A 14,186-nucleotide genomic window follows, 5' to 3' on the forward strand; every position below is an offset into this window, starting at 1 on the left:
TACCCGGCGGGCCGTTTTGCGTCTAGAATGCGCGCATGGCTTCACTCATTGACCCACAATAACCAGCGGAGTCCCCCCATGCAGCGACGTTCCTTCCTCCTCAGCATCACTCTGCTTTGCACCGGCCTGTGGCTTTCCGGCTGCTCAAGCCCGCAATACCTGGAGGTCACCCCCGAACGCAGCGCGCCGGTGGCCCAGGTGGGCAACGGCCAGGAAGTCGCGGTCTTCGCCCAGGACGGGCGCGACAGCGACGTCATCGGCCAGCGTAGCGGCGGCGGCATGTCCAATTCCCGGATTACCGTCAGCAGCCATACCCTGATCCCCAAGCTTCAGCGCGAAGCCGAGCGCGCCGTTCGCGACATGGGCTTCACTCCGGTCAGTCAGCAGGCCGAAGGCCGCCCCACGCTGACCCTGGAGCTTGCCCGGCTGAACTATGCCCGTGCCGACGGCGCCAACCCCGGCCTTGACGAAGCCAGGCTCGAAGGCGTGCTGCGCGCCGTCGCCAGGAATGACGGCACCACCTATACCGGCACCTATACCTCGAGCCGCACCCAGGAATACGCGCTCAAGCCCGGCGCCGACAAAAATACCGAGATGCTCAACGCGCTGCTGGGCAAAGCGCTCGATCGCGCTTTCAACGACGGCGAGCTGGGCGCGCTGCTGGCGCGTTAGCCAATGGGGCCGCGGCGCTCGAGCGCCCAGGTGCTCTCGATAAAGCCGCGGGCGTCGGGCGGCCCCTGCTCCAGAAACGTCAGCCGGAAGTTGGGCGAGAAAAGCTGCTCGACCTCTTCGTGAGACACGCTGTAGGGCGGGCCGGCATCCGCCTCTCCCCGGGTCAGGCTGACCAGCAGCCCTCGAGCGCCCGGGGGCACCAGCTGAGCCAGGTGAAAGGCATAGCGCTGCCGCGTGGGCCTTGGCAGCGCGATCAGCGAGGCGCGATCATAAAAGGCTTCGATCTCCGCTACCTGGCGGATATGCAGGTGGAAAAAATCCCCCAGCCACAGTTCGATACTGCCCTGGCGCACGATATCAAAGCCCGCCTGGTAATAACGCAGTACGTCCTGGCGGCGCTCGGCCACAAACTGCTCGATGGCGTCCGGCGAAATTTCCACGCCCAGTACCGGATGTCCGGCATCGGCCAGCCAGCGCATATCCACGCTTTTTCCGCACAGCGGTACCAGCACCTTGGCCGTCCGGGGCACGTCCAGCGTCAGCCAGTAGCGCTCAAGCGCCGGATGCAGCGTTGTCCGATGAAAGCCGATGCGCCCTTCGCGCCAGCGCTTGAGCCACTGCTCCGTCATCGCCTGACCCCGTCATGAAAAGCCCCGTGTCTTATCAAAAACGCCTTATCAAAAAAGCGCTTTGCCAGAACCGCCTTACCAGGCAGGTTCACCAAACCTGCCTCATCAAACCTGTCTCATCAAAACCAGCGATCGCGCCTTTTGCGCCGGCGCGGCAGGTGCGGCACGATCAGCCCGACCAGCAGGCCGGCACCGGCGACGCCGCCGCCATACATGAAGTAGCGCATCAAGAGGTCTTCTTCCTGGGTTTCCAGGCGGGCATTCAGCTTGCGCGACTGCTTGCGCATGGTGTCGGCCTCCCGTTCGAGCTCGTCATTGCGCGCCTCGAGCTCGTCGATGCGCTGGGCCCGGGTGTCAAGATTCTGTTTCATGGTTGCCACGCGCTCTTCCCAGGTGGCGTTGATGCTGTCGAGCTCTTCGGTGAGTTCGGCCACTCGGGTTTCGAGCCGGGGCAGTTTTTCCCGGGCGCTGGGCGTGTCCTGAAGCTCATCGCTGAGGATCCAGACGGTATCGCCTGACTGGCTCTCTACCCGGGTATACTTGCCGCTGGTTTCCAGCACTTCCACCTTTTCGCCGGCGCTTAGCGTACCCACGATGCGGTAGCCGTCGGTGGGCCCGGAGCGTACATAGGTAGTGAGCTCTTCAGACACCCAGGCCGCACTCTCCTGGGCAAGAACCTGGCCGCTGCCAAGGCCGATCAACAGGCCGATCAGCGCGGCCCGGCAGGAAAAACGAAACGTCGTTGCTTGCATGTGAAACATCCTGATGAAAACGCTGACCGCACACGTTACCGAATTCGCCGCCCCGGCGCAGCTACTCGGATGCTGCCCCTTGCGCATGCACAGCCCCTGAAAGGCAGCCAGATTAACACACGCCGGCGCTGCCTACCGGCGGGCGTTTAGCGCAGCGGCAATACAACGCTCGCGTCGAAGCCCGGATACGCCTAAAGTGGAGCTTACGGGTGCGCTAGCGTGACGTCTTGGCACCCTGCCCATCGGCAAAGGAAGAAGGAGCTGGACCATGGAAAAAAACACTGACAAAGGTTATATCGCTCTTCTTGGCTGGAGCCTGAACGCCATTGAAGCCGCTGAAAACTTTGACCGGCGCTATGTCGTCGTGGCGCCGCCCTGGGCAGAGGACTACTGCCGGGAGCACGACATTCCCTATGTGCCCTGGGATTTCGAGCGGCTCAACGACCGCTCCATGGAAATTGCCGAAACCCTCAGGGACCGGGGCGTGAACGTGGCCATTCCGCTGTTTGAGGAAACCGTCGAGTGGGCCGGCGCCATCAATTCCGTGCTGCTCGACAACCCGCGCCTCTACGGCCAGTCGCTGCTGCTGCGCGACAAGGCGCTGATGAAGCGTCGCGCCCAGCTTGGCGGCATTCGCGTGGGCATTTTCGAGGAGGCCCACGACAAGGACGACGTGGTGCGCTTCTTGAAGCGCGTCAATCAGACGCTGCTCAAGCTCGACGGCGACCCCAACGACCCCATTCACCTCAAGGCGTTCGACAAGGCCGGCTGCCTGGGCCACCGGGTGATCCGCACGCCGGAAGAAGTCGACCTGATTCCCGAAGAAGAGTTTCCGGTGCTGATGGAGTCGCACCTGGACGGCTGGGAATTCGCCGTGGAGGCGTGGATTCACGACGGCAAGATCGCCTTTTTGAATATTTCCGAGTACGTCACCCTGGGCTATTCGGTCTTCGTCCCCGCCTCGCCGGAGCTTGAGCGGTACCGCGAGCAGATCACCGCCCAGATCGAGAAGCTGATCAAGACCTTCGACATCGGCTTCGGGCTGATCCACCCGGAATACTTCGTTACCAGCGACGGCGAGATGTACTTCGGCGAAGTCGCCTATCGTCCGCCGGGCTTCAAGGTGTTCGAGCTTCTGGAGCGGGTCTACGGCTTCAACGCCTATCAGGCCTCCATGCTGGTGTTCGACCCCCGCGCCACAGCGGAAGAGGTGGCCGAATTCTTCCCCCGGGAAGTGGTCGACGCCGACGGCTTTGCCGGCTGCTTCGGCGTTTATCCGCGCCGTCGCGTGGTCAGCCGGCTGGAGCTGCCCGAAGAGGTGGAAGACCACCCTTACTTCGAATCCCACGAGCTCACCTCACCCCTGGAAGAAACCGTGACCAAGCGCACGGCCTTCGGCACCCACTGGGGGCTTGTCTACTTCCGGGGCGACGACGCTCACACCATGCGCGATCTGCTGAAACATCAGGAAGATCTCGACTTCTATGTATAATCCCCTCACCGGCTGGGACAAGGAGTCACCGTGACTACGGCAAACAACCCATCTTCCACTGCCGCTTCCAGCGAGGCGGCAAAGCTCGACGGGCTGGTGGAAAAGTTTGATGAGGCACTGAGCCTGCTGCGGGAGGCCCTTGCCTTCAACAAAGCCGCAAGGCTGCCTCGCGTGCTGGACACGGCGCGGCGGCTGCTTCTCACCGAGGGCGGCTGCGCGGCGCTCGAGGCCCGCGCCGAGGCGCTGGAAAACGCCGCCGTGTTCGACGGCACCGACTGGGCCGCCCCGCAACAGCTGCTGCCTTCGCTGACCAGCCAGGCGCTGAAGAGCGCCGACGCCAACGTGGTGGTCATCGAGGCGCTGAGCGAACTGCGTCTGCTTGCCGTGGCCAAGGCCGGGTTCGCCCACCCACAGGTGTCCGCCGAGCACGCTCACCGCTATTTGACCCAGGCCATGGCGCTCAACCTGCGGCTGCTGTTCACCCCGCCCACGGAAGCCGAGCGCGAGGCCCAGGGTCGGCTGGCGCTGATCTCGCGCCACCTGTTCCAGCACCTGGCCGCGCGGATCGGCTACGAGCACATCATCGACACGCTGATCGAGGAAGTCTGGCGCATCCTGCAGCAGCGCCCGCTCCAGACCGAGGCCATCAAGCAGATGATCACCCAGGTGGCGCTGTGCCAGGCCGACCCGACCATCGATCTTGGCGCCAGCGGCCAGGGGGCGGCGCGGCTGGTCAGCGCGCTTTTTGGCCCTACCCAGGCCTGCCAGGAAGATCCCGGCGTCGAGATATACCGCCAGCGCCTGGAAGGCATGGACCACGCCGCCCTGCAGGCGGAGGCCACGGGGTTCGCCCGAGCCATGCACGATACCGGGCTGGTAGCGCCCTATCACGCCGTGCTCATGCGCCACCTGGTCGAGCACAGCGACAAGCTCGTTGCCGATGCGCTGGGCCTGTCTTCCACCGGACGCGACTGCCTTTTGTGCTACCGCGAACTGGTGCTGGCGCTGATACGGGCCGGTGTTTATCCGGGCACCGCCCAGGCGGTTTACGGCCTTGCGCTTACGCTGGAGCGCGGCATTCTCTATCAGCCGCCGGTGGCGCCGGCCATGTGGCGACAGCTGGGGCTTACGCTGTCGGAATGGTCCCGGGCGCGCCTTGCGCTTGCCTGCGGCGACGCCGTACCGCCCCGGGCCCGGCTGCTGGAAGGCGTGCTGGGCATGCTGGGTCTGCCGCTGGGCATCGGCCAGGGCAACAACCCCACCTGCCAGTCGGCTCGGGCGCTGTCCATGTGGGCCTACAACGACCCCGACTACCTGCTGCAGATGGTGGCCTGGGCCGCGCGCGACGATGAAATCGTCATGCACTTCGAAGGCCAGCCCATCTCCTCCATGGCAAGCCTCTCCGGCGTGGCGACCGAGCTGCCCATGGACCTCGATCCGGTATCGCTGATCGTGGTGCCTCACCTGGATCGTATCTACGCCGAGATGGGCCGGCGCTGCATCGGCCGGGAAGGCGATCCTCACCGCTGGGTCAACCCCGAGTTCCACGGCTGGTGGTCGGGTCGCGGCTTTGCCATCAACGTCGACGTCGCCACCGGCAAGCTCATCGACGTGGACGCTTTTCTGCGCCACTTCTACGCCAGCTACCACCCTTTCTATAACGGCAACCAGCCGCTGATTCATCCCCAGCCGGCGGGCATAGCGGTCACCGACAGCACCGGCCGCTTTATCGGCTGGCACGCCATCAGCATACTGCGCGCCTCGCTTGACCCCGGCGAACAAATGCGCGTGTATTTCTACAATCCCAACAACGACAGCGGCCAGAACTGGGGCGACGGCGTGGTCGTCAGCACCGCCGGCAACGGCGAGCGCTTCGGCGAAGCGTCGCTGCCGTTCGAGCAGTTCGCCTCGCGCCTTTATATCTACCATTACGACGCGCTTGAGCACGGCGAGCCGGCCGCCGTCAGCGGTGACGAGCTGGCGCGGGTCAAGGGCTATCTCTCGCGCACCTGGGGCGCCGAACGTCTGCCGCCGGGCGGCCTGCAGGCCGCCGCGCACACCGCTATCCGACGCGAGTAGCTTCGGATGCCACGCCTTGACCAGCTACTCGTCAAGCAGCAGCTCGCAGCCTCGCGCACCCGGGCCCAGCGGCTGATCAAAAGCGGCCACGTGCACCGCCTTGACACCGGTGCGCGGCTGCTCAAACCCAGCGAGCCGCTGGCCGAGACCACGCCGCTTGCCGTGGATGACGCACCCGAAGAGCGCTACGTTTCCCGGGCGGGGCTCAAGCTCGAAGCCGTCCTCAGCGCCCTGGACAAGCGTTTCGACGGCCAGACGGTGCTCGACGTGGGCCAGTCCACCGGCGGCTTCAGCGACTGTGCCCTGCGCTTTGGCGCGCGCCACGTCATCGGTATCGAAGTCGGCCACGGGCAGCTCGCTCCCTCACTGCGTGACGACCCCAGGGTCAGCTGCCTCGAAGGCATCAATGCCCGGGCGCTGACCCGCTCCCCGGCCTTTGCTACCCTGTGCCGGCGCCATCCGCCGAGCGCTGCGGTGATGGATGTCTCTTTTATTTCACAAACGCTGATTCTGCCCGAGATCGCCGCGGCGCTACCGGCCGGCGGCGAGCTTTTATCGCTGGTCAAGCCGCAGTTCGAACTCGACCCCTCGGCCCTGGGCAAGCGCGGCGTGGTCCGCGATGCACGCCGCTACGCCGAGGTCAGAACGCGCCTTGAGCACGCCTGTCGGCAAAGCGGGCTGAGCATCGCGCACTGGCAGCCAAGCCCGATAACCGGCGGCGACGGCAACCGAGAGTTTCTGCTCCACGCCCGCTGCCGCGCCTGAGCCCCGTTGACTTCTTCAGGCCTCGTGATAAAACACGTCCAGGCGTTTGCCTGCTTATCCATTGACGAGCCGTAACCCCATGACCGCCCGACATCCACTTTTTGCCGGCTTGAGCTTTGCATTGGCCATGCACGCCGGCAGCGCCTGCGCCGACTCTGCGGACGCCAGCGCACTGGACGCTCGCGTCCACGCCCTGCGCCACGAAATCACCCGGCTCAACCTCGAGCTCTCCTCGCTCGAGGCGCGCCAGACGCCGCGCTTTGAAACCTCGGCGTACATGACCGCGCTGACCCCCAAGCCGCCGGAAGAGCAGGCCATTGCAGAAACCCGCGAGCGCCGGCAGCTGGAAAGGGCGTCCGAGCACAACCCCTTTTCGATCACCGCTCATCGCACCAACTATCTGTTTCCGGTGAGCTATAACGCCAACCAGGATCGCGCTCGCTTTCGCAACATCGACGCCGACGGACGGGCAGACAATACCGAGGTCAAGTTTCAGTTCAGCGCCAAGTTCTCGCTGGTCGAGGATCTGTTCGGCAACAACGGGGACCTGTTTTTCGGCTACACCCAGCGCAGCTGGTGGCAGGCCTACAATACCGACTCCTCCTCGCCCTTCCGCGAAACCAACTACGAGCCGGAAATCTTCATCGACTTCGACAACGCCTGGAATATTTTCGGCTGGGTCAACACCCGCAACCGGCTTGCCGTCAACCACCAGTCCAACGGCCGCTCGGCACCGCTGTCGCGCAGCTGGAACCGCGTCTACCTGGAAAGCACGCTGCAGCGCGGCGACTGGGCAGTCACCCTGGCCCCCCACTGGCGCATTCCCGAGTCCCAGGGCGAGGACGACAACCCCGACATTCACCGCTATATGGGCTACGGCGACGTGCGCATCGCCAGGCGCTATAGCCACGACCAGGAAGTCGCCGCCCAGCTGCGGGGCAACCCGAATACCGGCAACTACGGCACCCAGCTGGACTACAGCTGGCCGGCCTTCAACGGCGTACGCGGTCACGTGCAGTATTACTACGGCTACGGCGAAAGCCTGATCGACTACAACCACCGGGTCCACCGGCTGAGCCTCGGCTTCAGCCTCAACCCGCTGTTTACCCCCAGCGGGCTGCTGCGCTAGTCGTCGTCAGCGGGGTCGCGTCGGGTATAGTGCTTGTATCACTCTAGACACCTGCTATGCTGACAGCTCGCTTCTCGCAGCAATGTCACTCACCGGCAACTCTCGTTTGTCTATCCTCAGGAGAAAGACATCATGGCCAAGAAACCGTCAGACCGCCAAGTGCACACCGAACAGCTGCAGGACGACCTGCGCCATCTGAGCGACACCGTGGAAGAGCTGGTCAACGCCACGGCCAAGGACGCCAGCTCGGAAATGCGCGACCTGCGCGAGCGCGCCGAGCAACGCCTCAAGGATACCCGCGCCCGCGTTGAAGCCCGGGGCGAGCAGCTTTATACCGACACCCGCGACAGCCTGACCCAGCAGGCCGACTGCTGCGACCGCTACGTACGTGACAACCCCTGGACCAGCGTAGGCATCGGCGCTGCCGCCGGCGTGGTGGTAGGCCTGCTGCTCGGACGGCGCTAATGGCGCTGGGTCCCGGCCAACGTGTGATCCAGGCCGTCAGGAGCGTACTCGGTACGCTTGTCGCCAACGGCGAAACGCGCCTGCGCCTGGCGGTACTGGAGCTTGAAGAAGAACGGGCGCGCCTGCTGACGCTGATACTGCTGGCAGGCGCCAGCCTTTTGCTGTTCATGCTGGCCACGGCCAGCATGACCGCTCTGGTCATCGCCATCTTCTGGGACAGCTACCGTTTGCTGGCTATCGGCGCCTGCGCCGTCGTGCTGTTGCTGGCAAGCGTCGTGCTGGCCGCAGTGGCAATACGCCAGGCTCGGCGGCACACCCTGCTGAAAGACACCCTGAGCCAGCTGGCCACCGACCGCGCCCTGTTGGAGCAACGTAACGATGCCCGCCAAAAACGCTGATCCGGTCTCCCGTCGCCAGCCGGCACGCCGCTTGCCCTCGCGGGCGGCGCGCAAGCGCGAGCTGCTGGAACAGCTGGAGCAGCAGCGCATCGATATCATGGTGGAAGGCCTGCGCCTCGAGCGCTCCGCCGAGCCGCTCGATCGCGGCTGGCAAAAGATCGCCCGCTACAAAACGCCGCTGATGCTTGCCGGCGGCGGCCTGGCCTACCGCGTGGTCAGAAAGTCAGGCCCCCTCGTGCAAATTGGCCGGCGCGCTCTCGCCGCCTATATGCTGGTGCGCAACGTCAAGCGGCTGGGGCAGCGTCCCCGCCGCTAGCAGGCCTGGCCGCAGGCCACCCCCGAGGCCCAGGCCCACTGAAAGTTGAACCCGCCAAGCTCCCCGGTCACGTCCAGCACCTCGCCGATAAAGCGCAGCTGGGGCAGGCCGCTTACGCTAAAGTCCTTCGACGACAGCGCATCCGTACTCACCCCGCCGAGCGTCACCTCGGCCGTGCGCCAGCCTTCGGTGCCGGCGGGCCTCAGCGTCCAGCGATTGAGCCGCTCGGCCCAGGCGGCGATAGCCGCGTTGGAATATTCTGCCAGCGGCGCATGGCTCGCGGCACCGGCGTACCACTCGCCCAGCGCCTGAGCCACCCGCTTGGGCAAACGCTCCCCAAGCCAGGTGGAAAGCTGGCGCTTGGGCGTGACGCGGCGCGCCTGGCGCAGCGCAGCCTCGGCGTCCTCCCCCGGCAGCAGGTCCACACATAGCGCTTCCCCCGGCCGCCAGACGCTTGAGATCTGCAGCATGGCAGGCCCGGAAAGCCCCCGGTGGGTAAACAGCATCGGCTCGGCAAATGCGCGCCCGTTACAGGCGACGCGCACGTCAAGACTCACCCCGGAAAGCGCCGCTGCCCGCGCCTTCCACGGCTCGCCCAGCGTAAAGGGCACCAGTGCTGCCCGGGTCGGCAACACCTCGAGGCCAAACTGGCGGGCCAGGTCGTAGCCAAAGCCGGTAGCGCCCATGGTGGGGATCGACAGCCCGCCGGTCGCCACCACCACCGCGCCGGCGTCCACCTTGCCAAGCGAGGTTGCCAGGCGCATGCCCTCTCCCAGGCGCTCCACGCGCTCCACCCGGGTGCCCAGGCGCACCTCAACCCCCGCCCACTCGCATTCGGTGAGCAGCACCCGCACAATGTCCCTGGCCGAGATGGCGCAGAATAGCTGCCCCGGCGCCTTTTCCACGTACTCCACGCCGTGGCGCTCCACCAGCTCGATAAAGTCACCCGGCGAATAGCGCTTCAGCGCGGAGATGCAAAAATGCGGATTCTGCGAGTAGAAATGCTGTGGCGCGGTGGCCGTGTTGGTAAAGTTGCAGCGCCCGCCGCCGGACATGAGGATTTTCTTGCCGGCCTTTTTTGCATGGTCCACAAGCAGCACCCGCCGGCCGGCGTAGCCCGCCCGGGCTGCGCACATCAGACCGGCCGCGCCCGCGCCGATCACCACCACGTCATAGGTTTTCACAAGGCAGCTCCGGTATGCACAAAGCCGCTAGTTTAACAGCCTGTCCCGCTCCCGCCGCCCTTCGCCCGCCTTTTCTGAGTGCGCGGCCTCGCGCGGTGTTCTGGCTGGGGCTGCTGCTAGCCCTGCTAATGGCGCTGGCCGCCGGGCCGGCGCTAGGGCAGAGCGGCATGCCGGCCCCCCAGGTGATCGCTGCCCGAGTCGCCCAGGGCGCCTGGGCAGACACCGTGCGCGCCCCGGGCACGCTGAAAGCCGACGAAAGCGTCACGCTCTCGGCCACCGTCACCGACGTCATCACCGCCATCGACTTTGACGACGGCGACGAGGTCGAAGCCGGCCAGCGCCTGATTCAGCTGGATGACGAAGAAGAGCGCGCCCGGCTGCGCGCGGCCCGGGCCAGCGCCGGCGAAGCGCAAAACGCCCTGCGCCGCGCCACCCAGCTGCAAGAGCGCAACCTCTCGGCCCGAGCCGACGTGGAAGACAGCCAGGCCCGGCTGGACCAGGCCCGCGCCGAGGCCGCCGCTCTTGAGGCCAGGCTTGCCAACTACCGGATTACCGCGCCGTTCTCCGGGCGCATGGGGCTGCGCAACGTAAGCGTCGGCACCCTGGTATCTCCGGGGGATGAGCTTGCCACCCTGGACAAGCTCGACGTCATGCGCCTGGACGCCAGCATCCCCGCCGTGCGGCTGGGGCAAATCTCGCCGGGAAGCCCGCTTCGCGCCCGCACCCGGGCCTTTCCCGAACGCACCTTTCGCGGCGAAGTGGCCAGCATCGATACCCGGGTTGACCCGATCGCGCGCAGCGTCACCGTGCGCGCCCGGCTGGACAACCCCGACGCGCGCCTGCGCCCGGGAATGCTGATGCAGGTCGAGCTTGATGCCGCCACCCGGGAGGCGCTGACGGTGCCCGAAGCGGCCATCGTCTCCGCAAGCCGCAGCCACTACGTGTGGCGGCTGGACGCGAACGACAATAACCGCGTGGAGCGCCGCCGGGTCGAGCTTGGCACTCGGCGTTTGGGCGAAGCAGAAGTCCTCGCCGGCCTGGAGCGCGGCGATCTGGTCGTCGTCCACGGCGCAGAGACGCTGCGCGACGGTCAGACGCCCGAGCTTCTGGGCATTACCGATGACAACACCGACATCAAGGCGATACTGCGCCAGGGGCGGAGCGAATAATGCGGCTTTCCGATGTTTCCGTGGAGCGGCCGGTGCTCGCCACCGTCATCGCCGCGCTGATCGTTGCCTTCGGCGTGCTGTCCCTGGATCGCCTGGCGCTTCAGGAATATCCCTCCATCGACCCGCCGGTGGTGAGCGTCGACACCCGCTACCCCGGCGCCTCGGCGAGCATCGTGGAAACGCGCATCACCCAGCCGCTGGAGGATCGCATTTCCGGCGTGGAAGGTATCGAGACCATCACCTCGTCCAGCAGCGACGGCCGCTCGAGCATCAGCGTCGAGTTCAGCCTCGAGCGCGAGATTGACTCCGCCGCCAACGACATCCGCGACAAGATCTCCCGGGCGCTGGGTAACCTGCCCGAAGAGGCCGACCCGCCCGAGGTGCAAAAGGCCGACGCCAACTCCGATACCGTGCTGTGGCTGAGCCTCACCGGCGACAGCTATACCACCGCCGAACTCACCGACTACGCCGAGCGCTACCTGGAGGACGCCCTGGCGGTGCTGCCCGGCGTCTCCCAGGTGCGCGTGGGCGGCGGGCGGCGCTACGCCATGCGCGTGTGGCTGGACGCCGACGCCCTGGCCGCGCGGCGGCTGACCGTCAACGCCGTGGAAAGCGCCCTGCGTGAAGAAAACGTCGAGCTGCCCGGCGGCGCCGTCGAGTCCCGGGAGCGCCAGTTCATCGTGCGCCTGCCGCGAAGCTTCACCACCCCCGACGACTTTCGCGCGCTGGTGCTCGACGAAACCGACAGCGGCGAGCTGATCCGCCTGGGCGACGTGGCCCGGGTGGAAATCGGCGCGGTGGAAGACCGCACGATTTTTCGCAGCAACGGCGAACCCATGGTGGGGCTGGGGCTGATGAAGCAGTCCACCGCCAACGTTTTGGAAATCTCCCGCGCCGCTCGGAACACCCTGGAAGAGCTGCAAGGCACGCTGCCCGACGGCATGACGCTGAGCCTGAACTTCGACTCGTCGGTCTTCATCGCCGGGGCCATCCGCGAAGTCGTCGTCACCCTGCTGATCTCGATGGTGCTCGTCGTCGCGGTGATTTTTCTTTTTCTGGGCAACCTGCGCACCACCCTGGTGCCGGCGGTAACCGTGCCCGTGGCGCTGATCGGCAGCTTCGGCGCCCTGCTGCTCATGGGTTTTACCCTGAACCTGCTGACGCTGCTCGCCCTGGTGCTGGCCATCGGCCTGGTGGTGGACGACGCCATCGTGGTGCTGGAAAACATCCACCGGCGAATGCAGGAGTACGGCGAGACGCCGCTGGTAGCCGCCTGGCGCGGTGCCCGGCAGATCGCCTTTGCGGTGATTGCCACGACGCTTGTGCTGATCGCGGTGTTCGTGCCGCTGGGCTTTTTGCAGGGCGACATCGGCCGGCTGTTTTCGGAGTTCGCCCTGACGCTTGCCGCCGCGGTGGCGCTTTCCAGCGTGCTGGCGCTGTCGCTGTCGCCGATGATGGCGTCCAGAGTGCTCAAGCCCGGCATGCACGACGGCCGCCTGGCGCGCGGCGTGCAGCGACTCCTTGGAGCCAGCCGCCACGCTTACCGGCGCGCGCTGAGGCTTGCGCTGCGCCTGCGTCTGGTCGTGGTGGCGATCTTTGCGCTGCTGCTAGGCGGCATGGCCTGGCTTTCCCAGACGCTGCCCACCGAATACACCCCCGAAGAAGACCGCGGCAGCTTTTATATCATCGTCAGCGGCCCGCCGGGCGCCACCTTCGACTACATGCTCGACTACATGGACGAAATCGAGTCGCGCCTGCTGCCGCTGGTGGAAGACGGCGACATCGAGCGTCTCCAGGTAAGGGCGCCGCTGGGGTGGGGCAACATCGAAAACTTCAACAGCGGCTTTATCATCGTCAACCTGGCCGACTGGGGCGAGCGCCGCAGCGTCTGGCCGATCATGAACGAGGTGCGCGAAAAGCTCGGCGGCCTGCCCGGCGTACGCGCCTTTCCGGTGATGAGCCAGGGCTTTGGCGGCAGCGCCGGCAAGCCGGTGCAGTACGTACTCGGCGGCAGCAGCTACGAAGAGCTTGCCCGGTGGCGCGACACCCTGATCGACTACGTGCGCGAGGACAACCCCAAGCTGCTGGGACTCGACAGCGACTATGAGGAAAAGCAGCCCCAGCTGCGCGTGCACATCGACTACGACCGCGCGGCAAGCCTGGGCGTCACCGTCAGCGACGTCGGCCGCACCCTGGAAACTCTGCTGGGCGGGCGCCGGATCACCCGCTACGTGGAAGGCGGCGAAGAGTACGACGTCATCGTCGAAGGCGAAAGGGGCGCTCGCCCCAGCGCCCAGAGTCTGGAAAGCGTCTTCGTGCGCTCGGCGCGCTCGGGCGAGCTGGTGCCGCTGGCAAGCCTGGTGAGCTTTGAGGACACCGCCGGCGCCAGCACCCTGAACCGCTTCAACCGGCTGCGCACGATTACGCTGCAGGCCAACCTGGCCGACGGTTACGCCCTGGGCGACGCTCTGGACTACCTGGACCGCACCGTCGCCGAGATCCTGCCCGAAGCCGTGCAGACCGACGTCCAGGGCGCTTCCCGCGACTACCGCGAGGCCGGCGGCGCCACGGCGTTTCTGCTGGGCATGGGGGTGCTGGTGGTCTTTCTGGTACTGGCCGCCCAGTTTGAAAGCTTCATCCACCCGCTGGTGATCATGCTCACCGTGCCGCTGGCCATCGTCGGCGCCCTGCTGGCGCTTTACGCCACCGGGCAGACGCTGAATATCTACAGCCAGGTGGGGCTTGTCATGCTGGTGGGGCTTGCCACCAAGAACGGGATTCTGATCGTCGAGTTCATCAACCAGCGGCGCGATGAAGGCGTCGCCTTTCAGGAGGCGCTGGTCGAGGCGTCGGTGACCCGACTGCGGCCCATTCTAATGACCGCCGTGACCACCATGGCCGGCGCCGTGCCGCTGGTGCTGTCAAGCGGCCCGGGCGCCAATTCGCGGCTGGTGATCGGTACGGTGATCATGGCTGGCGTGGGTACCGCCACGGTTTTCACGCTTTTCGTGATTCCCGTGGCCTACGCCCTACTGGCGAGAAACAGCGGCTCGCCGGGCGCGGTCAAACGCCGGCTGGCCGCCGAGCTTGACGAGTCCCGAACCGCCGAGGAGGTTTAGCCAGCATCCGCCCAGCC

13 protein-coding genes are annotated in these 14,186 nt (G+C 66.0%); 10 read left to right on the forward strand and 3 right to left on the reverse strand.

The genetic code is table 11. The features are described from left to right. Positions 1-78 precede the first annotated feature (78 nt). Positions 79-672 (forward strand): YajG family lipoprotein, encoded by a 594-nt coding sequence (locus P1P91_RS10465; RefSeq protein WP_311882462.1) that lies wholly within the window; start codon positions 79-81, stop codon positions 670-672. On the opposite strand, the gene P1P91_RS10470 is transcribed toward P1P91_RS10465, so the two are convergent. After that, positions 669-1,301: a class I SAM-dependent methyltransferase gene (locus P1P91_RS10470; protein ID WP_311882463.1), complete on the reverse strand. Its 633-nt coding sequence runs from the start codon at positions 1,299-1,301 to the stop codon at positions 669-671. The two genes, P1P91_RS10465 and P1P91_RS10470, sit on opposite strands and share 4 nt — an antisense overlap. A gap of 119 nt (positions 1,302-1,420) precedes the next feature. After that, entirely contained in the window at positions 1,421-2,053 is a 633-nt protein-coding gene (locus P1P91_RS10475; protein ID WP_311882464.1) for a TIGR04211 family SH3 domain-containing protein, read from the reverse strand. 268 nt (positions 2,054-2,321) lie between these two features. On the opposite strand from P1P91_RS10475, the gene P1P91_RS10480 reads away from it, so the two are divergent. The 7 genes from P1P91_RS10480 to P1P91_RS10510 all read left to right on the forward strand — a co-directional run bounded on the left by P1P91_RS10480 (position 2,322) and on the right by P1P91_RS10510 (position 8,697). Beyond that, entirely contained in the window at positions 2,322-3,545 is a 1,224-nt protein-coding gene (locus tag P1P91_RS10480; RefSeq protein WP_311882465.1) for an ATP-grasp domain-containing protein, read from the forward strand. 30 nt (positions 3,546-3,575) lie between these two features. Next, a complete protein-coding gene (locus P1P91_RS10485; RefSeq protein ID WP_311882467.1) occupies positions 3,576-5,624 on the forward strand; it encodes a hypothetical protein in 2,049 nt (682 codons plus the stop codon). Positions 5,625-5,630: 6 nt separating this feature from the next. Continuing rightward, positions 5,631-6,389, forward strand: coding sequence for a TlyA family RNA methyltransferase (locus P1P91_RS10490; RefSeq protein ID WP_311882468.1), 759 nt, complete (start codon positions 5,631-5,633; stop codon positions 6,387-6,389). A 79-nt stretch (positions 6,390-6,468) separates the two neighbouring features. Further along, positions 6,469-7,518 carry a phospholipase A gene (locus tag P1P91_RS10495; RefSeq protein WP_311882469.1) on the forward strand — a complete coding sequence of 350 codons (1,050 nt, stop codon included), beginning with the start codon at positions 6,469-6,471 and terminating at the stop codon, positions 7,516-7,518. A 132-nt stretch (positions 7,519-7,650) separates the two neighbouring features. Next, the gene (locus P1P91_RS10500) at positions 7,651-7,983 is read left to right on the forward strand and encodes a DUF883 family protein (protein WP_311882470.1); all 333 of its coding nucleotides are present in this window, start codon (positions 7,651-7,653) and stop codon (positions 7,981-7,983) included. Next, on the forward strand, positions 7,983-8,381 hold the full coding sequence (locus tag P1P91_RS10505; protein WP_311882472.1) for a phage holin family protein: 399 nt from the start codon (positions 7,983-7,985) through the stop codon (positions 8,379-8,381). The genes P1P91_RS10500 and P1P91_RS10505 overlap by 1 nt, the downstream gene beginning before the upstream one ends. Next, on the forward strand, positions 8,362-8,697 hold the full coding sequence (locus tag P1P91_RS10510) for a YqjK family protein (protein WP_311882474.1): 336 nt from the start codon (positions 8,362-8,364) through the stop codon (positions 8,695-8,697). The genes P1P91_RS10505 and P1P91_RS10510 overlap by 20 nt, the downstream gene beginning before the upstream one ends. Here P1P91_RS10510 and P1P91_RS10515 read toward each other — a convergent pair. Continuing rightward, entirely contained in the window at positions 8,694-9,833 is a 1,140-nt protein-coding gene (locus tag P1P91_RS10515; RefSeq protein ID WP_311885785.1) for a BaiN/RdsA family NAD(P)/FAD-dependent oxidoreductase, read from the reverse strand. The genes P1P91_RS10510 and P1P91_RS10515 overlap by 4 nt on opposite strands. A 176-nt stretch (positions 9,834-10,009) precedes the next feature. Here P1P91_RS10515 and P1P91_RS10520 point away from each other — a divergent pair, with 176 nt between their 5' ends. Together P1P91_RS10520 and P1P91_RS10525 are read left to right on the forward strand one after the other, a co-directional pair. Beyond that, positions 10,010-11,050 carry an efflux RND transporter periplasmic adaptor subunit gene (locus P1P91_RS10520; protein WP_311882476.1) on the forward strand — a complete coding sequence of 347 codons (1,041 nt, stop codon included), beginning with the start codon at positions 10,010-10,012 and terminating at the stop codon, positions 11,048-11,050. Beyond that, positions 11,050-14,169, forward strand: a complete 3,120-nt coding sequence (locus P1P91_RS10525; protein WP_311882477.1) for an efflux RND transporter permease subunit — start codon at positions 11,050-11,052, stop codon at positions 14,167-14,169. Before P1P91_RS10520 ends, P1P91_RS10525 begins: the two co-directional genes overlap by 1 nt. Positions 14,170-14,186: the final 17 nt, after the last annotated feature.

This window comes from Halomonas piscis (assembly GCF_031886125.1).
GTDB lineage: Bacteria > Pseudomonadota > Gammaproteobacteria > Pseudomonadales > Halomonadaceae > Vreelandella > Vreelandella piscis.